Origin of the sequence: Mucilaginibacter sp. PAMB04168 (assembly GCF_039634365.2) — a bacterium.
Lineage (GTDB): Bacteria > Bacteroidota > Bacteroidia > Sphingobacteriales > Sphingobacteriaceae > Mucilaginibacter.
In genome coordinates this window covers 2,134,218-2,154,903 of the sequence record NZ_CP155079.2, presented here as the reverse complement: position 1 = coordinate 2,154,903, position 20,686 = coordinate 2,134,218, and the positions used below count along the sequence as shown (strand labels likewise).

Annotated in this window: 16 protein-coding genes; 7 read left to right on the top strand and 9 right to left on the bottom strand. The window is 42.4% G+C overall.

Annotated features, from left to right (window positions below):
• The first annotated feature begins 115 nt into the window (after positions 1-115).
• Both ABDD94_RS09250 and ABDD94_RS09245 read left to right on the top strand, forming a co-directional pair.
• Positions 116-2,233: a ComEC/Rec2 family competence protein gene (locus ABDD94_RS09250; protein ID WP_345955622.1), complete on the top strand. Its 2,118-nt coding sequence runs from the start codon at positions 116-118 to the stop codon at positions 2,231-2,233.
• Between the two features lie 43 nt (positions 2,234-2,276).
• The gene (locus tag ABDD94_RS09245; RefSeq protein WP_345955621.1) at positions 2,277-2,903 is read left to right on the top strand and encodes a hypothetical protein; all 627 of its coding nucleotides are present in this window, start codon (positions 2,277-2,279) and stop codon (positions 2,901-2,903) included.
• Positions 2,904-2,982: 79 nt separating this feature from the next.
• Here the strand turns inward: ABDD94_RS09245 and ABDD94_RS09240 are convergent, their stop codons facing one another.
• The 4 genes from ABDD94_RS09240 to ABDD94_RS09225 are packed head-to-tail and all read right to left on the bottom strand — an operon-like array spanning position 2,983 to position 6,309.
• Complete coding sequence (locus ABDD94_RS09240) at positions 2,983-3,600, bottom strand: hypothetical protein (protein WP_345955620.1); 618 nt, start codon at positions 3,598-3,600, stop codon at positions 2,983-2,985.
• Positions 3,601-3,605: 5 nt separating this feature from the next.
• Positions 3,606-4,871: an adenosylmethionine--8-amino-7-oxononanoate transaminase gene (gene bioA / locus ABDD94_RS09235; RefSeq protein WP_345955619.1), complete on the bottom strand. Its 1,266-nt coding sequence runs from the start codon at positions 4,869-4,871 to the stop codon at positions 3,606-3,608.
• On the bottom strand, positions 4,868-5,305 hold the full coding sequence (locus tag ABDD94_RS09230) for an NUDIX hydrolase (RefSeq protein ID WP_345955618.1): 438 nt from the start codon (positions 5,303-5,305) through the stop codon (positions 4,868-4,870). The genes bioA and ABDD94_RS09230 overlap by 4 nt, the downstream gene beginning before the upstream one ends.
• Positions 5,305-6,309, bottom strand: coding sequence for a cation diffusion facilitator family transporter (locus ABDD94_RS09225; protein ID WP_345947914.1), 1,005 nt, complete (start codon positions 6,307-6,309; stop codon positions 5,305-5,307). Before ABDD94_RS09225 ends, ABDD94_RS09230 begins: the two co-directional genes overlap by 1 nt.
• Positions 6,310-6,368: 59 nt before the next feature.
• On the opposite strand from ABDD94_RS09225, the gene ABDD94_RS09220 reads away from it, so the two are divergent.
• Positions 6,369-7,562, top strand: coding sequence for a pyridoxal phosphate-dependent aminotransferase (locus ABDD94_RS09220; protein WP_345947915.1), 1,194 nt, complete (start codon positions 6,369-6,371; stop codon positions 7,560-7,562).
• Between the two features lie 151 nt (positions 7,563-7,713).
• On the opposite strand, the gene ABDD94_RS09215 is transcribed toward ABDD94_RS09220, so the two are convergent.
• Together ABDD94_RS09215 and ABDD94_RS09210 are read right to left on the bottom strand one after the other, a co-directional pair.
• A complete protein-coding gene (locus ABDD94_RS09215; RefSeq protein WP_345955617.1) occupies positions 7,714-8,268 on the bottom strand; it encodes an outer membrane beta-barrel protein in 555 nt (184 codons plus the stop codon).
• 252 nt (positions 8,269-8,520) lie between these two features.
• Positions 8,521-9,105, bottom strand: coding sequence for a hypothetical protein (locus tag ABDD94_RS09210; protein ID WP_345947917.1), 585 nt, complete (start codon positions 9,103-9,105; stop codon positions 8,521-8,523).
• Positions 9,106-9,336: 231 nt separating this feature from the next.
• On the opposite strand from ABDD94_RS09210, the gene ABDD94_RS09205 reads away from it, so the two are divergent.
• A complete protein-coding gene (locus ABDD94_RS09205) occupies positions 9,337-10,632 on the top strand; it encodes a beta-mannosidase (RefSeq protein WP_345955616.1) in 1,296 nt (431 codons plus the stop codon).
• A gap of 409 nt (positions 10,633-11,041) precedes the next feature.
• Here ABDD94_RS09205 and ABDD94_RS09200 read toward each other — a convergent pair whose 3' ends face one another.
• The 3 genes from ABDD94_RS09200 to ABDD94_RS09190 form a co-directional block, all read right to left on the bottom strand.
• Positions 11,042-14,224, bottom strand: coding sequence for a multidrug efflux RND transporter permease subunit (locus ABDD94_RS09200; RefSeq protein WP_345947919.1), 3,183 nt, complete (start codon positions 14,222-14,224; stop codon positions 11,042-11,044).
• Positions 14,225-14,387: 163 nt separating this feature from the next.
• Entirely contained in the window at positions 14,388-15,569 is a 1,182-nt protein-coding gene (locus ABDD94_RS09195; protein ID WP_345947920.1) for an efflux RND transporter periplasmic adaptor subunit, read from the bottom strand.
• A 12-nt stretch (positions 15,570-15,581) separates the two neighbouring features.
• On the bottom strand, positions 15,582-17,042 hold the full coding sequence (locus ABDD94_RS09190; RefSeq protein WP_345955615.1) for a TolC family protein: 1,461 nt from the start codon (positions 17,040-17,042) through the stop codon (positions 15,582-15,584).
• A 334-nt stretch (positions 17,043-17,376) separates the two neighbouring features.
• On the opposite strand from ABDD94_RS09190, the gene ABDD94_RS09185 reads away from it, so the two are divergent.
• Genes ABDD94_RS09185 through ABDD94_RS09175 form a run of 3 tightly spaced genes read left to right on the top strand, consistent with a single transcriptional unit; the run spans position 17,377 to position 20,677 of the window.
• The gene (locus ABDD94_RS09185; RefSeq protein WP_345947922.1) at positions 17,377-18,582 is read left to right on the top strand and encodes a pyridoxal phosphate-dependent aminotransferase family protein; all 1,206 of its coding nucleotides are present in this window, start codon (positions 17,377-17,379) and stop codon (positions 18,580-18,582) included.
• Positions 18,579-19,697: a hypothetical protein gene (locus ABDD94_RS09180; RefSeq protein ID WP_345947923.1), complete on the top strand. Its 1,119-nt coding sequence runs from the start codon at positions 18,579-18,581 to the stop codon at positions 19,695-19,697. The genes ABDD94_RS09185 and ABDD94_RS09180 overlap by 4 nt, the downstream gene beginning before the upstream one ends.
• Complete coding sequence (locus ABDD94_RS09175) at positions 19,694-20,677, top strand: NAD-dependent epimerase/dehydratase family protein (protein WP_345955614.1); 984 nt, start codon at positions 19,694-19,696, stop codon at positions 20,675-20,677. The genes ABDD94_RS09180 and ABDD94_RS09175 overlap by 4 nt, the downstream gene beginning before the upstream one ends.
• Positions 20,678-20,686 lie beyond the last annotated feature (9 nt).

The following is a 20,686-nucleotide window of genomic DNA, read 5'->3' as shown; positions in this document are numbered from 1 at the left end:
CAATCATAAAGACGGTTGGATGGGCGATCGTTTAATGCGTTGTTAATGCTAACTATTAAGCAGTAAACAATACCTTTTTGTATATTGGCTTCTGTTCAGCCAATTCATACTTTTCATGCTGCGTGCCCATAAAGGCGAAATACCTATCCTCTATTGGCTATTGCCTTTTATAGCCGGCATAATACTGCAGGTTTATTTTACGGCAGCAGGCTGGCTGCAGTTAGCTGTCGATGTTTTTACTGTATCCTGCCCTCTTTTTATTGGACTTAATATTTTTTATAACGCCTTAAAACTCTACCGCCACATGTGGATAGGTGGCGTTGTTATGCATCTGTTTTTGCTATGCGCAGGCTGGTTATGCAGTTACTGGCACAACGGCTTAAACGACGCCGAACATTTTGCCAGGCAAAAGGCAAATTACCTTATTGTACAAGTAAACAGTGAACCGGTACAGAAAGGAATTTACACCCGGTTTGTCGCTAGTGTAAAACGTACAGGTTTACAGCGCAAACTTAGGCCTGCTACGGGTAAACTTCTGGTAACTTTAGTTGCCGATAGCAATACGCATTTGGTTAAATATGGCGACCAGTTGCTTATACCTGCAAACTACAAGGTAACCGACCAGCCATTTAACCCGGCCGAATTTAACTACAAGCGCTATTTGGCCCATCAAAACATTTACCATCAAAGCTTCATCAGCCGCCTTGAGTTTAAAAAATTGCAACAACAAACAGGCAACACTATTATTGCTTATTCATTAGCAGTAAGGCAGCATTTGGTTAAACAGATTGGCCTATATTTTTATGACGCCGGTGCCGCGGCAATTGCCTCTACCCTTTTACTGGGGTACAAAGCCGATTTAAGCGACGAGGTATTGCAGGCTTATTCAAAAACCGGAACTATAAACGTATTATCAGTCTCGGGTGCGCACGTGGCGGTGTTCTTCTGGCTTATCACGCTCCTGTTAAAACCCTTCGGTCATTACCGTTACGGCAAGTTGCTTAATGCATTACTTTCACTAACGCTTATATGGGGCTATGCCATTCTAACAGGCCTTTCTCCAGCGGTGTGCAGAGCTGCGTTAATGCTAAGTATGATTATAGTAAGCAAAGCCAGCGGCAGGCCTGTACATGCGTTAAATGCCTTGGCAGCATCGGCATTCGCATTGTTGTTATATGATCCTTTTTTGCTGACTGATGTGGGTTTTCAACTCTCGTACCTGGCCGTTTTTGGTTTGGTAGTGTTCCAGCCCATTATTTATGAGCAATTTAACTTTAGGCAGGCCTATGCGCAAAAATTGTGGTACGCTTGTTCAGCCTCGCTGGCTGCGCAACTCATCACGTTTCCTTTAAGTGCTTATTATTTCCATCAGTTCCCGGTGTACTTTTTAGTGAGTAATTTGCTTATAATGTTACCGGCCGAAGGCATTGTGCTTATTGGGCTTACATTTTTGTTGTGCACCTACATTCCGGGCCTATCAGTTATTTGCCAAGCTTTATCTTATCTGCTTGAGCATTTAATACTCCTCATGAACAAGCTGCTTACGCTTATTGAGCAGTGGCCATACGCTACCATCAGCCGTATTTGGCTATCACCCTGGCAGCACCTCGTACTTTGGTTATTGGTTTTAGCTTTCATTTATTTAATTCTTTATAAGCGGAGTCGCGAGCTAAGCATTTTATTAGTGGGCGCTCTAATCCTATGTACAGCGTTTAGTTGGAGAGCTATACAATCGGCTTCAGAATACCGGATGGTGTTTTTTAATGTAAAGAAAAACTCGGCAATCCTGTTTCAAAAAGGCAACCAAGCGGTGGTATTAACAGACTTGAAGGAGAAAGATAAAAATTATCAGTACAGCATACAGCCTTGTTTAGATAGCCTGGGCGTTGATAGCACTGTAATTTGTAACGCTAATCAAAATTTGCAATTGCCGTATTTTAAAAAGCAAATGAACTATGTACAGTTTGTTGACAAATCGGTACTGTTGATTAATACTGCTTTGCACAAAACTTGGCCGTCACAAAAAGTATCGGTCGACTATTTATTTTTCACGCACAACCCGCACGTTAATCTCCGCACCATTAAGCAAAACTTTAATTTTAAATACTTTATTGCAGATGCTAACAACTCCATACAAAGGCTTCACAAGCTAAAAGCAGAGGGCGACAGCATGAATTTAAAAATAAATTTTCTGAAGCGTAACAATTGCTTTATTGTTGCATCTAAATACTAAATTTAAACTTTAGGTTTAATCATTAACTGCATAAATTAAAATCATGAATAAACTATTTACTGCTGTAGTTGGCCTGGCCTTATCAGCAACTGCATTAAGTGCAAGCGCACAAAAATCTTATACCGAAGGTTTAGCTGTTTACGAAGCTAATGGCATGGAAGGCAAGGTTTACTTTAAAGGCGACTCATCTGCCACATTGATACAAAGCGGACCGGCAGCCGTTAAAAGACTTGCTTTTAAAGATGAATATTCAGCAACCGTTATTGACGTTCCTGTGGCAAGCATTAAATGGGCAGCAGTAGCTACACCAGGAGAGCTTGAAGAAGAATTAGCAGGATTGCCATCTTTCACCTTTACACCTACCAGCGAAACCAAAGTTATTAATGGTTTTAAATGTACCAAGGTAACAGCTAAAGACACTAAAAGTAATACTACTTATGATACTTGGGTAACTAAAGACATTAGTGCGCCATCAAGTGCATTTGGTATGATATATGCTAAAGCAGGTGGTTTTCCGGTGCAATTTACCATGAGCATGATGGGACAAACCATAACCAATACGCTAAAAGCTATTTCTGATTCAAAAGCACCTGCAGGTACTTTTGGTATCCCGGCTGGTTTTGAAAGAATTACCATGACTGAGCTTAAGGCAAGAAGTCCAAAAAGATAACTTGCGCTAAGCGCCATCAAATAAAAAGGCCTTGTACAATGTACAAGGCCTTTTTATTTGATGTCAATAGTAAAAGTGCTTATGCCGCAGTTTCTATTTCGGCTTTTACTTCACTCACCCAATTTTCAAACAATGCGGTTTCAATGGCCACAGCCTTGTTAGCATGTATCTGCCAATCAACCGAAAACTGCTGAAGCTGGTTAATCATCTCTTCCAGGTGCCCTTCTTCTTCCAGTATAATTGATTTGACGTTTACTTTGCTGCCTGCCTCAGTAAGCGCATCCTGATAAACCGGGTATAGCTCATCGGCGCGTACTTCAATAGCATAGGTAACCAACAGGTAGGCAGCAAAGCGCAACTCTTTACCTGTTAAACTTAAGGCCTGCTTTAAATAGCGGCAAACGTCAATATCCAATTGGTTTAAATAACGTTTGCTATGTGTGGCTGCCAGCAGATAACTGGGCGCATATGTAGGTAGTTTCTCTGATTCTATTTTCTCTATCTGCTTTTTTAAATAAAAAGCATGGCGATGCTCTTCGGCAGCGTGTTTTAATATGATGTAGGTAACCGTAGCCGGATCTTCACTAGCCGATATTTTGCGGGCACCTGTATTTTCCATCAGCGAGAGGGTATTTAACCAACGCGCGTGTAAGGCATCATTGTTAACTATAAAAGTAAAAAGATTCTTTAGTTCCATAAGGGTTAAATTGTATCCAACGCTTGCTGAATGGTGCTGTAAATATAGCTTAGTTGCTCGTTGGTTATGCAATACGGAGGTAAAATGTAAATGATGTTACCTAGCGGGCGCAGTACAATACCTGCACGTAAAAAATATTGATAGAGGGTATCGCGCAGGCTGTTAAAATATGAAGTATCGTTACCGGTTTCCCACTCCATTGCCAGTATGGTACCGGTTTGCCTAACTGTACGTATACGCGGGTGCTGTTTAACCTGCGTTGCAAAAACCCGGTGCTGTTCTGTAATACGTTTAATATTAGCTGCGGTTGATGGTTCAACAAACAGGTCCATACTAGCCAATGCCGCTGCGCAGGCTATGGGGTTGGCCGTAAAAGAGTGCCCGTGAAACAGCGTTTTTAATCGATCGTCAGACAAGAAAGCGTCATATATTTGCTGTGTACATGTCGTAACACCGAGCGCCATAGTGCCTCCCGTAATCCCTTTAGAGAAGCACATAATATCGGGCTGCTGTTGCAAGTAATCGCTGGCAAAAGACTTGCCTGTACGGCCAAAACCGGTAAATACCTCATCGGCGATGGTAAAGATGCCTTCTTGCTTACAATGCTTCATTAACTCATCCAGCCAGGTGGCCTCGTACATAATCATCCCGCCCGATCCCTGCACCAACGGTTCAAAAACGAAACAGGAAAGTTCAGATTTGAGGTTTGAAATCTGCGATTTGAGTTGGCTTATGTTTTGTTCTGTGGGAAGATCAATAAACTCCACATCAAACAGTAGTTTTTCGAAGGCATTGGTAAACGCGCTACGGCCGCTTACAGCCATGGCGCCAAAAGTATCGCCATGATAGGCATTTTTAAACGCAACAATTTTAGTACGTTGCTCACCTTTATTGTGCCAGTACTGCAGGCACATTTTTAAGGCCACCTCTATAGCTGTAGAGCCATTGTCTGAATAAAAAACCTTGCGCTGATTAGCCGGCAGTAAACCCAAAAGCCGTTCGGCCAATTCAACGGCCGGTTTATGCGTAAAGCCAGCAAATATTACATGCTCTAGCTCCCTGAGCTGTTCAGCTACTTTTTGGGCTATATAAGGGTGTGCATGCCCATGTATGTTTACCCACCATGATGACACAGCATCTATATAACATTTACCCGCTTCATCATACAAACAAGCACCCTCCCCTCTCACAATGCCAATAGGCGCTGCTGCAGTTTGCATTTGGGTGTAAGGATGCCATATTACTTTAAGGTCACGTTCGGTTAAGTTCATTTGTTGTTCTTCAATAGTTCAACCACATACTGGTCAATTGGAAAGGTTACGTCATCTGCCTTCAAGTCATTCAGTTTTTTCCACCTGAAGGATTGCAGGGTTTCGCCTTCACCATCAAAATCAAAAGGCTTGGTCTTAATAGCGAAGTTTAGAGAAGATGTGTTTTTAACAATGTAGTACACACTGATAAGCTGCGAATTGTTAAAGGCCGACTTTACAAAAAAATCGGTTGTATAAAAATGGCTGAGTATTTCAACTGGGGTATTACACTCTTCTATAAATTCGCGCTTAAGTGCTTCTGTGAGTCCCTCACCAAACTCCACCCCGCCACCCGGAAATTTTGTAAACCGGCAGCCTTTCTCTTGCTCATCAGTCAAAAGTATCTCTTGCTGCTCATTCAGCAGCAAACCGTACACTCTTACATTAAAATACATTATTCGTAGTGCTTTTTATTACGGATTATGTTTTCCATGGTCCACTCAATATCCACACGCTTAGCCTCAGAACGTATAGGGCAATTAGGCATGCTGCAGTAATGGCAACATTCGGGTATGCATGGGTCGGTATGTATAAATAGTTCGGTAGCCACTCCAGCTTTTTCATTTATCATTTTATCAACCAGTGTTACTTCCTGGTGTACACGGTTCAAATCAAAATAATTGGGCAAAGTCATGTGGCAATCCAGGTGTAGTTCATGGCCGTACTTCTGTGCCCGCAGGTTGTGTATGTCAATCCACTCGGCCTTCCGTTGCTCGTTCAACACTTTAATAATGTGCTCTACAACGGCAAAATCGGTCTCATCCATTAATCCGGCCACCGATTTACGGATGAGTTTGTAACCCGTAAAACAAATAAACAAGCCCACAGCTATTGATAAAACGCCGTCCAGCCATATTAAGCCGGTAAAATAGATGAGCAGTAAGCCTAGCACCAAACCACCGCTGGTTACCATATCGGTAAGTAAGTGGCGGCCGTCGGCATCAAGCGTTAATGATTTCAGCGCCTTGCCCCTGTAAATCATATAATACCCCAAAGCGCCGTTTATAGCCCCCGTTGCGCCTATTATAACGGCACCAATTAATAAATCGTGGATCTGCTGCGGGTAAAATAGCCCGTATACCGACTTAAACAAAATACCAACACCAGCAACCGATATCAATGCTCCCTCCAAAAAAACAGAAAAGAATTCTACCTTTCCGTGGCCATAAGGGTGATTTTCATCGCGGGGGCGCGAGGCAATATATATGCTGAAAAATGCAAATGAGCTGGCCACCACATTTACAATGCTCTCGGCAGCATCGGTTAATACAAAGTTAGATGCGGTGATGAAGTAGGCACTGAACTTAGCCAGCATTAACACCACACTTACCACCAACGCTATTATGATTATATTCCTCTTCTCGTTCAATGCCTTAAAAATGTAGGCAAATTTAATCATAAGCAGTTTAAATACGGGTAAAGTAATTTTCTATATTTGCCACAACTTGATTTTTAACTATGAGTGCACTAAGTGACAGAATTAACAATTTGTCTGAATCACAGACAATTAAAATGGCCAAAATGGGCCGCGAACTGGCCGCAAAAGGTGTTGATGTAATCAGCCTGAGCTTTGGCGAACCCGACTTTCATACGCCCGAGCATATAAAGGAAGCCGCCAAGCAAGCCATGGACGACAACTTTACTTACTACACCCCTGTAGCTGGGTATCCTGAATTGCGAAAGGCCATAGTGCACAAGCTTAAAACTGAAAACAATTTAGATTACGACTTTACTGATATAGTGGTATCAACCGGTGCCAAACAGGCTATTGCCAATGCAGTATTATGCCTCGTTAACCCAGGCGAAGAAGTGATCATACCTACGCCTTATTGGGTATCTTACTCGGAAGTGGTAAAACTGGCCGAAGGTGAAAGCGTGTTTATTGACACCACTGTTGAGCAAGACTTTAAAATTACGCCTGAACAACTGGAAGCTGCCATTACCGACAAAACCAAGCTGTTCATGTTCTCTTCGCCATCAAACCCAACTGGTAGCTTATACAGCAAAGCTGAACTGGCTGGACTTGCAGAAGTTTTTGAGCGCCACCCGCAGGTCTACATCCTTTCGGATGAAATTTATGAGCATATCAATTATGTAGATAAGCATGAGTCGATTGCGCAATTTGCCAGCATTAAAGACCGAGTGATTATCATTAACGGCTTTTCCAAAGCCTACGCCATGACCGGCTGGCGAATTGGGTATACGGCATCAAGCAAAGAATTGGCTACTGCCTTTGATAAGATGCAGGGACAAATCACATCAGGCACCTGTTCAATTACGCAACGCGCGGGCACTGCTGCTTACCTGGGCGGGTTAGATTCTGTTTTAGCGATGCGCGTCGAATTTAAAAAACGCCGCGATTTAGTGTACAGCTTACTGCGTGAAATTGAAGGACTGAAAGTTAATCTGCCCCAAGGTGCATTTTATTTCTTCCCTAATGTTACAGCCTTCCTCGGTAAGTCATACAACGGCCGGGTTATAAATGATGCCGACGAATTAAGCATTTACCTTTTGGAAGAAGCGCATGTAGCAGTTGTAGGCGGCCTTTCATTCGGTGATCCAAAATCTATCCGAATATCTTACGCTGCTGCTGAAGATAAATTGATAGAGGCTTGTAAACGTATTAAGAAAGCATTAGCACAACTGCAATAATATTACAACTGATATAATTATAGTAAAACAGAATGCCAGGCTAAATAGTCTGGCATTCTGTTTTAGTATAATTTCAAATGAAAATTATATCCATTAAAAAAGCCTTAGCATATATACTGCTAAGGCTTAAATATTTTCTAGGTGCCCTCTTTTAGAAGTTGAAGGTATAAGCTATACGCAGAGCAATAAAGCTTACATAATCATCCTGGTGATTCACGTTCTCGTACCGGAACGAAAAATCGAGGTGGTTGGTTTCATAACCAACTGATGGGGCCAGGAATTTGCTAAAGTGAGATTTGGTTCTGGCATCGATATAAGGATCAGCATATGCTACACCAACCTCTCCACCTAAATAAAACTCTGGTAAAAAGTACGCCTTAGCACCTAACCTTAATGGCATTAATTTTAAATCTTGTCTTAAAGCTGCAACCCTTGATACAGTAGTATTAGCAGGAATTACAAAGTAACCTACACCTAATGTAAGACCTAAGTTTTGTGTAACATCATATTGATACTTTAACGAAGCACCAACACCTGGTTTATAGGTTTTACTGCCGGGGTTCATGTTATAAAAACCATCTATACCCACATTAATGTGATTTGAGTATTGGCTATAACGTTCGTTATTACCTAATAGCTGCGCTTTAACAATGGTTGAACAAAAAAGAGCAGCTATTATAGCAAGTAAAAGCAAAGATTTTTTCATGGCCACATGTGATAAAATAACTTCACGAATATAATCTTAATAATTAACATTTACATAAAATAAATACACTTATTGAAGAAAATATTGTAATTGTAACTACAAATTAGAATATTATCAAAAAAGTATGTGTTTATATGCAAATACTAACAAAAAGCCATATTTCACATTTTATACCACATTTTGATACACAAATCAAAAAAAATGGCCTTCCGAAACCGGAAGGCCATTTTTAGTTTTTAGTTGTTAAATTAATTATAATTTAAAGCCGTAAGCTAAACGGGCTGCAACCATACCGTAGTTAGCATTTTGACCAGAAAAACGCTCGTAACGAACGCCCAGATCAACATTAGTCCATGAATAACCGATACCTGGAGCAAGAATTAATTTAGTGTTTTTATCAAAACCTTCAACATTCTGACCTTTAATTGCTCCGAAAACTGAAGTTTCGAAACCGGCACCAACTTCACCTTGTACGTAGAAACCGCCACCAGCGTAAGCTTTGATACCAAATTTCACAGGCACAACACCCATTGATTTGTAGCTGATATCATTGTTATTGCCAGCAATCTTCACAGCATCAGCACCGAACAAGTGATAATAACCAGAAGTTAATGTAAGGGCTACACTGTTACCTACACCATACTGTAATCTGGCAGTAGCACCCGCCATAGCCTTAGTAAGCTCACGTACATCGCCAACCGGTACACCACCCTCTAAACCGATACCGAATCTCCAGGCGTTTGGAGGGGTTGTAGATTGTGCCTTAACAACGTTTGATGCAAATAAAGTGGCAACGGCAAACGATGCAGCTGCTATAACTTTTGTCAAATTTTTCATAATTGTGTTTTCTTAGATTTGTGTGAAATTTTAAAATCACGTACAAAATTGTACACAGTGCCCTTATCAAATACTTTGCCATTCGGGTAATTTGCTTACTCAACTGCCATTTTTACCAACGATTTTGAACAGTTTCTCAATTTCTCCCTACCGGGCCACATCAACCATCATACTGATTTTCAGTTCACTTTCTTATCTTTATCTTTCACTAGTTAGCCAAACATCATCCTAATGTTAAAATCTGTTAAGATCATTCTGCTTTTGGTCGCAATTGCATGCATCAACTGTCATGTTGTTGCACAAAACAGTTTTGTTAAGGTTAAAGGACACCAATTTTATCGTGGCGCCGTCCTCTATACTTACATCGGCGGCAATTATTGGTATGGCGGTTTATTGAGCGCTGTTAAAGGTGAGGCTGGCAAACAACGTTTAATACAGGAGCTGGACTTTCTGAAGCAAAATGGCGTTACCAACCTGCGTGTATTGGCTGGTTCAGAAGGTGAGCCGGGCAGCTACTATTACAGCGTAGCCGAAACTGCACAACCTAAACAGCAAAGCTATAATGAAGAAGTATTAAAAGGCCTGGATTACCTTTTACAGCAAATGGGTAAAAGACATATGACTGCCATTTTGTATTTAACCAACAATTGGCAATGGAGCGGTGGCCTTGACCAATACCTGCAATGGAATGGCTACGGCCAGGGCCCTCTCCCACAAACAGAAAATTATAGCTGGGATAAGAATAAGGCCTATACTACCCAATTTTACAACTGCCTTCCCTGCCAAAACGACTTGAACGCTTACATAAAGCATCTGGTAACGCGCACCAATACTTACACCAATAAAAAGTATATAGATGATACGGCTATTATGGCTTGGGAATTGGCAAACGAACCCCGCCCTATGATGGCTGCCAATAACGACAAATATATAGACTGGATAGCCCGTACCTCCAATTTGATAAAGGGCTTGGACAGAAACCACCTGGTTACTATTGGGAGCGAGGGCGATATTGCTTCCGATATGGATAGGACCGTTTATGAAAATGCAAATCGTTTACCGGGCATTGATTATCTGACCATACATATTTGGCCCAAAAACTGGAATTGGTTTAAGGATACATCCATTAGCGTTGGCTTCAACGATGTACTCAAAAATACGAAGGACTACATTGATCGGCATGTAACCATAGCCGAAAAGCTGAACAAACCATTAGTTATCGAAGAGTTTGGTTTGCCACGCGATCTGCATTCCTTCGATCCAACATCCAGCACCTTATGGCGTGATAAATATTACCATTTCGTTTTTTCCATATGGCAAAGCAGCGTACAAAAACAGGGCGTTATAAATGGCGCTAACTTTTGGGCCGTAGGTGGCACAGCCAGAGCCAAGCCAGAGCAAAAATACTGGTGGAAACCCGGTGATGATTATACCGGCGACCCACCGCAAGAAGAACAAGGTTTAAACGCCGTATTTAATACCGATGACAGTACCTGGAAAGTGATAAGGAGCTATACTAAGAAATAAAAAGTTTTCTAAACAATGAAAGGTATACTTTCAATCATAATAAAGCTTATTACCGCATAATACCCCCCTTAGCTTATGCCATTTATTACTCGGGGTTAGCGCCATTTGTTTTCGGTACTTTATTATTAGTTCTGTCGGTGCTTGTCTTAAGCAATGTTGTTATAATTTAAAATACTTCCCTGAAAATGAAGCACGCATTATTAACGCTTTTTGTTATTTGCTAAATTATCGCTTTGCGGTTTACAAAGCCAACAGTTAACACACACTTTTATATCAAAAAAGCCCTCGTACCTATATATACACACTAATATACACCAACGGCGGCTATTATTTAACTGTAAGAAAAAGGTATATAAACAAAAAGCCACTGCAATATTTGCAGTGGCTTTTTTTGCAGACTGATGGTTTCTTATGCCTCAGGCAATGCTTTGCCTTTATCGTCGCGGTTACGTTGCATTTCGGCTAGTTTTTCTTTACCGTATGCCAACTTGGTAATTAAATAATATAGCACTGGCACAATAAATATAGCCATGGAAGTAGCTGCAAGCATACCACCAAATACGGTCCAGCCAATAGTTTTACGAGCCTCGGCACCGGCACCGGAGGCCAGTATTAATGGCACTACACCCAGAATAAACGCCAGCGAGGTCATAATAATTGGCCTCAAACGCAGGCGCACCGCCTCAAGGATAGATTCTTCCAATTCGTGCCCCGCATCCACCCGCTCCTTGGCAAATTCCACAATCAAAATTGCGTTCTTTGCCGATAGACCAATGAGCGTAATTAAACCAATTTGTGCATAAACGTTATTGGTTAACGATGGCAGGAAGGTAAGGAACAGGATAGCCCCGAAAGCGCCTAAAGGTACGGACAGCAGTACTGAAAACGGAACCGACCAGCTTTCATATAAGGCCGCCAGAAACAAGAATACGAAGCCTATAGATAAGGCAAAAATGTAAACCGTTTTAGATCCGGATAGCATCTCCTCGCGGCTCAAGCCCGAAAATTCATATCCGTAACCTTCGGGCAAGTACTGTGCTGCCGTTTCCTGCAAAGCCCGTATAGCGTCGCCGCTACTGTAACCCGGCGCCGGACTACCGTTTACCTCTGCCGAACGGAACAGGTTATAATGCGATATTAAAGGCGCGTTCTCTATAATTTTATAAGAGGTTAAGGTACTCAGCGGCACCATGGTACCAGCTGAGTTCCGCACAAAGAACTGACCCAGGTTTTGTATACTTGTACGGTAAGACGTATCGGCCTGTGCCACCACTCTGAAGTTACGACCGTAAATGGTAAAGTCATTTATATAAGCACTACCCAGGTAGGTTTGTATAGCGTTGTTGATATCGGAGATTTGTACACCCAGGCGTTTGGCCTTCTCGCGGTCTACTGTTAATTGATACGCTGGCGTACGCGCAGTAAAAAACGAGAACGAACGGGCAATTTCTTTACGCTTGCCTAATTCGGCAATAAAGCCCTGCAATGTTTTCTCAAACGTTTTGATGTCACCACCTGCCTGCTTTTCCTCAAATATAAAAGAGAATCCGGCGGTATTACCTAAACCCGGAATAGCCGGCGGCTGAATTACGACTACGCTTGCCTCTTTATATTTAGCCAGCCTTTGCTGCAGCGTGGCCACAATACCTGTGGCGTTTTCTCCATCGCCCTTACGCTCATCCCAAGGTTTCAGCTGCACAAATATGGTTGCACTGTTTGATTTACTGGCAAAGTTCACCGCATTCAATCCACCTAAAGCGGCGTAATGACCTATACCAGGGATGCTGTCCAGTGTGCTCATCATGCGTTTTAGCATGTCAACAGTTCGCTGGGTTGATGAACCTTCAGGTAAATCGTAGGTCACATAAATACGGCCTTCATCCTCAATAGGCAAAAAGCCCGATGGTTTACCTTTAAACAAAAACACCGTACCAACAATGACGCACACTAACAATATCATAACCAGTTTAGAGGCTTTAATGCTCTTGTCAACGCCTCTGCCGTATTTATTGGTAACACGGCCAAACCAGGTATTGAACTTATAAAAAAATCTGTCTAGCCAACCTTTAGAGTTTTCGTCGATCTTGTGTGGTTTTAAAAGAAGAGTACATAACGCCGGGGTTAGTGATAAAGCTACAAAAGCGGAGATTAATACAGAAATAGCAATAGTGATAGCAAATTGCTGATACAAACGCCCAACTATACCCGGCACAAAACCCACCGGCACAAACACTGCCGCCAAAATTAAGGCGATGGCAATAACCGGTGCAGATATATCGCGCATCGCATGCTCTGTAGCTTCACGCGGCGAAAGCCCTTCCTCGTCCATATAATGCTGCACGGCCTCTACCACCACAATGGCATCATCCACCACAATACCAATGGCCAGTACAAACCCAAACAAGGTTAAAGTATTGATGGTAAAACCAAGTGGTATAAAGAAGATGAACGTACCGATAATAGATACCGGAATAGCCAGTACAGGGATCAAGGTAGCTCTCCAGCTTTGCAGAAACAGGAACACTACAATAATTACCAACCCTAACGCCTCAACCAAAGTGTGAATTACCTCCTCAACAGATACTTTAACAACTGTTATCGACTCAAAAGGCACCACATAATCAATATCAGCCGGGAAGGTTTTCTTTAACTGATCCATAGTGGCATAAACACCTTCGGCAGTTTCCAGTGAGTTACTGTTAGGCGCCTGGTATACCAGCAGGTATGACGCCCGTTTGCCATCCACAAAAGAGTTACCGGTATAGTTAAATTTACCTAATTGTACACGTGCTACGTCTTTTAAATGCACCAAAGCACCTGTATTGGGCTGTGTACGTACAATGATATTTTCAAACTCCTCGGGCTTGGCTAAACGCCCCCTGGTTAATACCGTATACTCAAACGTTTGCCCGTTCATGGCTGGCGGTGCACCTACAGTACCTGCAGCTACCTGTACGTTTTGCTCCTGCAAAGCAGCTGTTACCTCACCTGCTGTCATACCGTATGAGGCCAGCTTGTCAGGCTTTAGCCATATACGCATACTAAAATCATCCGCACGGGTGAATACGTCGCCCACTCCTTTTGTACGCAACAAGGCATCGCGTACAAAAACGTTGGTATAGTTATCTACAAAGGTTACATCGTGCGAGCCTTTAGGCGAGTACATAGCCACCAGCATCAGGATGCTGGGATTACGTTTACGTACGGTTAAGCCTAAACGCTGTACTTCTTGCGGTAAGGTTGGTTGTGCAATACTAACGCGGTTCTGCACGTCGAGCGCGGCAATGTTAATATCGGTACCTACTTCAAAGTTTACCGTCATGCTCATTTGGCCATTGCCGGTACTGTTACTTTGCAGGTAGGTCATGCCCGGCGTACCGTTTACCTGCACCTCAACCGGCGTAGCCACTGTTTGCTCCACCGTTAAGGCATCAGCTCCGGTATAGTTACCGGTAACCTGTACCGTTGGCGGCGTAATATCAGGATACTGCCCTATAGGCAGGCTCATTATGGCCAGTATACCCACTACAACTATAACTATCGATATAACGATAGCGGTAACGGGCCGTTTTATAAATACATCTGCAATCATTAGTTCTCTTTATTTGCTTTAGCCCAAAGGCTCGAAACTCTATGGAGTATGAACTCCGTTTTGTCATCTTAAACTTTGTTGAGCGGTCTCTTTAATCAATCAATTAACCGCTCCAGAAAGATTTCTAGTCTATGCCCGAAATGACAAATATGTTTTGTTGGCGCTACTGCTTCGGTTTATCACCAGCTTTGCCAGCTCCTGCACCGCTGCCCTGAGCACCACCGGCTGGGCCACCTTGTGCAGGCGGCATACCCAATGTGATTTTGCCTTTATCGCGTAAGCGCTGAAAACCTTCTGTAATTACCTTCTCTCCCTCTTTAAGGCCAGAGGTGACAACTACATTCGCATTAACACGTGGACCCAAGGTAATTTTGCGCTGCTCGGCAATGGTATCTTGCGCAACAAAAACAAAAAACTCTCCCATCTGCTCTGTTACTGCTTTATAGGGTATCTGTATCTTATCGCCCGATTCATCATTCAATACATTCAGTACCGCACTCATCCCATCTCGAAGGCTATCCTGCGGATTAGGAAACTTAACACGCACTTTAACGGAACCTGTAAGGCTGTTAACACCACGGTCTATGGCGTAAATGCTGCCTTGCTGGTTATACATATTGCCACTGCTCAGCTTAAGTCTGAAGGTTGAGTCGGTAGTTTTCTTTTGCAAGTGATAAAAACGATCTACATTTTGCTCATTAATCACAATGTCGACACCGATAGGTCGCTCGCTTGATATAGTGTTCAGCAGCGTAGTTCCGGGCGATATTTGTGCACCCAACCTTACCTGCGAAATACCAATTCGGCCGGTAAACGGCGCACGGATCTGCGAGTATGATAAGTTAGTTTGTGCCGTAGTAACGCCCGCCCTGGCCGACTCTACCTGGCTTTGTGCCGTAGCCAGTGTAGCCACTGCCTGATCATAAGTTTGACGGGCAACAGCATCTTGCTTTAACAAGAAGGTATACCGGTCTGCATCTTTTTGTGCACGTACAAGATTGGCCTGCGCGCTCGAAAGATTTGCCCTGGCCTGTTGATATGCCGCCTGAAATGTACGTCGGTCAATCTCATACAGTACTTTTCCTTTAGGCACTACTTCACCTTCTTTAAAAAATATACCGGTTATAAAACCAGCTACCTGCGCACGCAATTCAACACTGCTCAGCGCTACTACGGTAGCCTGGTACTGGTCATAATAAACAGCATTTACTATTTTGGCTTCGGTTACATTAACCGGTGTTGCCGGTGGGGCTGCAGCTGCGGCATTTTTGTCTTTACTTTTACACCCCGACCATAACAGCAATGCTAAAGGGATGGCTGATAAGATATATCTATTTTTCATCATATATTAAATGGATTAGCGCACAGGCAGTGTTCCAAGCGCACGCTGTAAATCAATTTTGCTGGATAATAGTTGGAATAACGCGTTATAATAATTCAATTCGGCGGTACGCAGATCGGTTTGCGCTACAATCAGGTCCAGATAGGTTTTAACACCCTCGCGGTATTGCAGGCTTACTACCTTATAAACATCGCGAGCAAGCTCCACGTTTTGCCCCAGGAACTGGTAATTACTGAAGTTGCTTTTATAATTGGCTAAAGCCTGCACATATTCGGTGTTAATAGCATTGCGGGTATTTTCCAAATCCAGATCAACACGTTTCACCTGCAGGCGCGCCTTGCTTAAGTTATGCAAACGGCGTCCGCCTTGAAATATGGGTAAGCTTAAGCTCAAACCCACCAGCGAGGTTGGAAAGGCGTCGCGGTATAGCTTGGAAAAGTTATCATTAAAGTATAACATATTGTAAGAACCCACAGCCGATAGTGACGGCAGGAAACCATACTTGTAATAACTAACATTAATGCTTTGCAGGTTCTTCTGCGTTTCGAGCAAGCTATACTCTATGCGGTTGTTCACATTAAGCACCTGGTTGGTATCAACGGCTATCTCGCGCTCTAAACGGGTCGAATCAAACTGCAGGTTTAATGGTCTTTGCGGTAGGTAACCCATTTGCTGCTTTAAAAAAGCTGTCCGGCTGTTAACCTGCTCCGTTAGTTGCTTGCGTGTAGCCAGCGAATTATTTAAGCCAATAGTAGCCTGCTTGGCGTCAATTTTATCGGTAACGCCAGCCTGGTAACGTGATGTGGCATCTCTTAAATTACGACGCAGCCGGGCTATATCTTCTTCAATAATATCCAGCTGGCGTTGCGATAGCAATACATCAAAAAAAGCTTTGCTAACATTAGCTACCACATCAATTTTTACACTTTGCGTATTCTGATTGTAATACTGGCGTGAATACTTGGATGCTTTTGAAGCTTGCCACACATCATTATTATAAAGTACCTGACTGGCCTGCACACCTAACGAAGACACATTGTTGGCCAGCGCTAACGCAGATTGCTGCGTACCACCGGTTGCTCCCCCAGTACCAGCGCCTGTGCCTGTTCCAGTTCCTGTGCCACCGTTTCCGGTACCGCCTGTGCCTGTACCAGCTCCCCCGGCACCTGTATTACCTGTATTACCTGTTCCTACATTGGCGCCTGTACCTATAGTGGTACGCTGTAAATAACGCTGGTAACTGCCCGATGAGTTGATTTGTGGTAACCATGCGGCCAGGCTTATGCGTATATCGCGCTCATTGATATCTTCATCAATATTGGCCTGGCGCACGCCTGGTTGATTGCGCAATGCAAAATCTATGCACTGTTGTAAGGTTAAATTAGTAGCTGTTGTATCTCTTACACTTTGTGCAAAGAGCATACAGGGCGTAACAATTAAAAAAGTTATAATATAGAACGGAACATTTTTTTTCATAAGCAATACCCGGTGCTCCTACAGAACGTAGGACACAGTTATTAGTTTTTCATTTAGTAATTAGAGGTGCCGCAAAAATTGCACTTTTTACAATGGAAAGCAGGTTATGAATAAAATTTTTACACAAAAAAGGTAATTGGCGTATAGCTTGAAAAAAAGTAGGATATTTTAAAACATTTTAGAAAACTGTGATAATGATTTCTAAAATTTTTGATTACTTTGCCGAATACATAATATTGGGTTAAACTACAATATTTAAAAAATTTACATATCAAGTATAAGTTTTAAGCTTTTTGATTGGTATTTTTACAAAAAATTTAAGCAGGGTTAATACATGCGTAAAAGACTACATGATAAAATTGCTCAGTTTACAGACGCTGAAGACATCAGAAAACAGGGATTATACCCATTTTTCAGACCAATCACGTCGGGACAGGATACTGAAGTAATTATTGATGGACAGCGGGTACTGATGTTTGGTTCGAACTCTTATTTAGGTTTAACCAACCATCCAAAGATTAAAGAAGCTTCGAAGAAAGCTACCGACCAATATGGTACTGGCTGTGCCGGTTCAAGGTTTTTGAACGGCACACTTGATATACATATTGAATTAGAAAACAGGCTGGCCGCTTACGTTGGCAAAGAAGCTGCAGTGCTTTTCAGCACCGGCTTTCAGGTTAACTTAGGCGTGTTATCATGTATCACAGGACGTAACGATTACTTAATTTTAGACGAATACGACCACGCTTCTATCATTGACGGCAGCCGCTTATCATTTTCGCGCGTTATAAAATACGCTCACAATGACATGCAGGACCTGCAACGCAAGTTGGCGCTGCTACCCGAAGAGGCTGTGAAAGTTATTGCCGTTGACGGTATCTTTAGCATGGAAGGTGATATTGTTAAGCTGCCTGAACTTGCTGCTATTGCCGAGCAATATGGTGCTAACATAATGGTTGATGATGCGCATAGCTTAGGTGTAATTGGCCATAAAGGTGCGGGTACTGCCTCTCACTTTAACATGACCGATGACGTTGACCTGATTATGGGTACCTTTAGTAAGTCATTTGCATCACTAGGTGGTTTTATAGCTGCCGATCATGCTACTATTGATTACTTAAAGCACCGTGCACGCTCACTAATGTTTAGTGCAAGTATGCCTCCGGCATCGGTAGCCAGTGTAATTGCTGCTTTAGATATTATAGAAACGGAGCCTGAACGTATTGAGAAATTATGGGATAACACCAATTATGCCATGAAGCTTCTGATAGACGAAGGCTTTGACCTTGGACCTACTGAAAGCCCGATATTGCCTATATATATACGTGATAATGCCAAAACTTTTATGGTAACCAAGTTACTGCAAGACAATGGTGTGTTTGTTAATCCGGTTGTATCTCCGGCTGTGCCTTCCGATTCATCGTTACTGCGTTTCTCATTAATGGCCACGCACACTTTCGACCAGATCGACGAAGCTGTAGACAAAATATCACGCGTATTTAAAGAGGTGGGTGTAACCACTGTTAAAGAAAAAATATGATCAACATTACTGCGGTAAGTTCCAAAAAGGAACTTGCCGCTTTCATCGACTTTCCGCACGATTTGTATGCCAATGACGCAAATTATGTTCCGGAACTGTTCATCGCCCAGCGCGACCTGCTAACCACCCACCCCTTCCACAAACACTCATCATTACAATGCTTTTTAGCGTATGATAACGGTAAAATTGCCGGAAGAATTGCAGCTATCTTTAACACCAACCATAACAAATTCAATAACGCCAGCGATGGCTTTTTTGGTTTTTTTGACTGTGTAAATAATCAGGAGGTGGCAAACCTCCTTTTTGACGCGGCCACTAAGTGGTTAAAAGAAAAAGGCGTTAATAAATTGGTTGGCCCTGCAAATCCGTCTACTAACGAGACTTGCGGTTTGCTGGTGAAAGGCTTTGACAGCGCCCCGGTGGTAATGATGCCTTACAATCCGCCTTATTATGTAGAGTTGCTGGAAAAAGTTGGCCTGCACAAACAGGTTGATCTGATTGCCTGGAGCTGGAAAGGACAGAACTATAACGACAAGTCGCTCCAGATGCTCGACAAGTTAAAGGAGCGCTTGCAACGGAATAGTAATGTTATTATACGTAAAATAAACCTTAAAAATTTCAAGGAAGAGGCCGATAGGTTACGGGATGTATACAACCATGCTTGGGATAAAAACATGGGCTTTTTCCCAATGACCAACGAGGAATTTGATTACACTGCTAAAGACTTAAAACTTATACTCGACCCTGATTTTGCCTACGTTGCGGAGCAAGATGGTAAAATTGTAGGCTTTGGTGTGGCTATACCCGATATAAACCAAATCTTAAAGACCATTAAAAAGGGCAGGTTGTTACCAACCGGTATATTTAAGCTGTTACTTAACAAAAAGAAGATTAATGGTATACGTATTATGCTTTTAGGCGTAATAGAAGGCCATCGTAAATTGGGCATTGAAGCCTGTTTATATGGTACCATTATAAAGGAGTATCGCCGCAAAGATTATAAGTACGCAGAAGCTTCATGGACGCTGGAAAACAATGAAATGGTTAACAGAGCCATTGAAGCCATTGGAGGCGACCCATACAAAACATACCGCATTTACGAAAAGGCTATATGAGTGAACGGGTATTAATTACCGGTGCCAGTGGGTTTGTAGGTTATCATTTAATTGAAGCAGCAATGAAAAACAATCTTGAGGTTTTTGGCGCTGTGCGTAAAAGCAGTAAGGTTGATCATTTAAAAGAGTTTAATATACAATACGCCTATACTAATTTTAATAGTGTAGAAGCACTCACTGCCGAGATTGAGCAAAATCAGTACGATTATATTATACATGCAGCAGGTGTAACCAAAGCCAATTCTGCAGCCGAGTACGACGCCATTAATACCGATTATACAATAAACCTGGCTAAGGCCGCGGTAGCATCAGGCCGGATTAAAAAATTTGTGTTTATAAGCAGTCTGGCTGCTATGGGTCCGATTGCTACGGTTGAAGGTATAATCACCGAACAGAACGAGCAGTTGCCCGTTACTGCCTACGGCCACAGCAAAAGGCGGGCAGAAGAAGAACTTAAAAAGTTCACTTCCTTAAACTACGTAATTTTGCGCCCTACGGCTGTTTATGGCCCGCGCGATAAGGATATATTAATTGTGCTAAAGCAGTTTGCTGGTCGTTTTGAGCCTTATATAGGTAAAATAGATCAATACCTGAGCTTTATTTATGTAAAGGATTTGGCAACGGCTTGTATACTTGGTTTAACAAAAGGCAATCAATCGGCGTATTTATTGTCGGATGGCAAACGGTATAACCGTTATGAGCTTGCAAATATTACAAAACGCTTACTAGGCATTAATACTTTTAAAATACATTTGCCTGTAGGTTTTGTACGTGTAATAGCCGGTATAGCCGAAGGTGTTAGCCGGATTACCAAAAAACCATCGGCTCTGAATATTGAAAAGCTGAACGAGTTAACCGCTGTAAACTGGATTTGCAGTATCGAGAAAGCTGAGAAGGAACTTGACTTTCATCCGCAGTATGATTTAAACAGCGGCTTGAACGAGACCCTGAACTGGTATAAAGTAAATAAATGGCTGTAGCCGTATATT

What these genes read in the sequence shown, in the direction of transcription:
- ABDD94_RS09180 (WP_345947923.1), top strand. Translation starts at nt 18,579, where the DNA reads ATGATCAACATTACTGCGGTAAGTTCCAAAAAGGAACTTGCCGCTTTC.
- ABDD94_RS09200 (WP_345947919.1), bottom strand. Translation starts at nt 14,224, where the DNA reads ATGATTGCAGATGTATTTATAAAACGGCCCGTTACCGCTATCGTTATA.
- ABDD94_RS09205 (WP_345955616.1), top strand. Translation starts at nt 9,337, where the DNA reads ATGTTAAAATCTGTTAAGATCATTCTGCTTTTGGTCGCAATTGCATGC.
- ABDD94_RS09220 (WP_345947915.1), top strand. Translation starts at nt 6,369, where the DNA reads ATGAGTGCACTAAGTGACAGAATTAACAATTTGTCTGAATCACAGACA.
- ABDD94_RS09175 (WP_345955614.1), top strand. Translation starts at nt 19,694, where the DNA reads ATGAGTGAACGGGTATTAATTACCGGTGCCAGTGGGTTTGTAGGTTAT.
- bioA (WP_345955619.1), bottom strand. Translation starts at nt 4,871, where the DNA reads ATGAACTTAACCGAACGTGACCTTAAAGTAATATGGCATCCTTACACC.
- ABDD94_RS09230 (WP_345955618.1), bottom strand. Translation starts at nt 5,305, where the DNA reads ATGTATTTTAATGTAAGAGTGTACGGTTTGCTGCTGAATGAGCAGCAA.
- ABDD94_RS09210 (WP_345947917.1), bottom strand. Translation starts at nt 9,105, where the DNA reads ATGAAAAATTTGACAAAAGTTATAGCAGCTGCATCGTTTGCCGTTGCC.
- ABDD94_RS09240 (WP_345955620.1), bottom strand. Translation starts at nt 3,600, where the DNA reads ATGGAACTAAAGAATCTTTTTACTTTTATAGTTAACAATGATGCCTTA.
- ABDD94_RS09215 (WP_345955617.1), bottom strand. Translation starts at nt 8,268, where the DNA reads ATGAAAAAATCTTTGCTTTTACTTGCTATAATAGCTGCTCTTTTTTGT.
- ABDD94_RS09250 (WP_345955622.1), top strand. Translation starts at nt 116, where the DNA reads ATGCTGCGTGCCCATAAAGGCGAAATACCTATCCTCTATTGGCTATTG.
- ABDD94_RS09195 (WP_345947920.1), bottom strand. Translation starts at nt 15,569, where the DNA reads ATGATGAAAAATAGATATATCTTATCAGCCATCCCTTTAGCATTGCTG.
- ABDD94_RS09225 (WP_345947914.1), bottom strand. Translation starts at nt 6,309, where the DNA reads ATGATTAAATTTGCCTACATTTTTAAGGCATTGAACGAGAAGAGGAAT.
- ABDD94_RS09190 (WP_345955615.1), bottom strand. Translation starts at nt 17,042, where the DNA reads ATGAAAAAAAATGTTCCGTTCTATATTATAACTTTTTTAATTGTTACG.
- ABDD94_RS09245 (WP_345955621.1), top strand. Translation starts at nt 2,277, where the DNA reads ATGAATAAACTATTTACTGCTGTAGTTGGCCTGGCCTTATCAGCAACT.
- ABDD94_RS09185 (WP_345947922.1), top strand. Translation starts at nt 17,377, where the DNA reads ATGCGTAAAAGACTACATGATAAAATTGCTCAGTTTACAGACGCTGAA.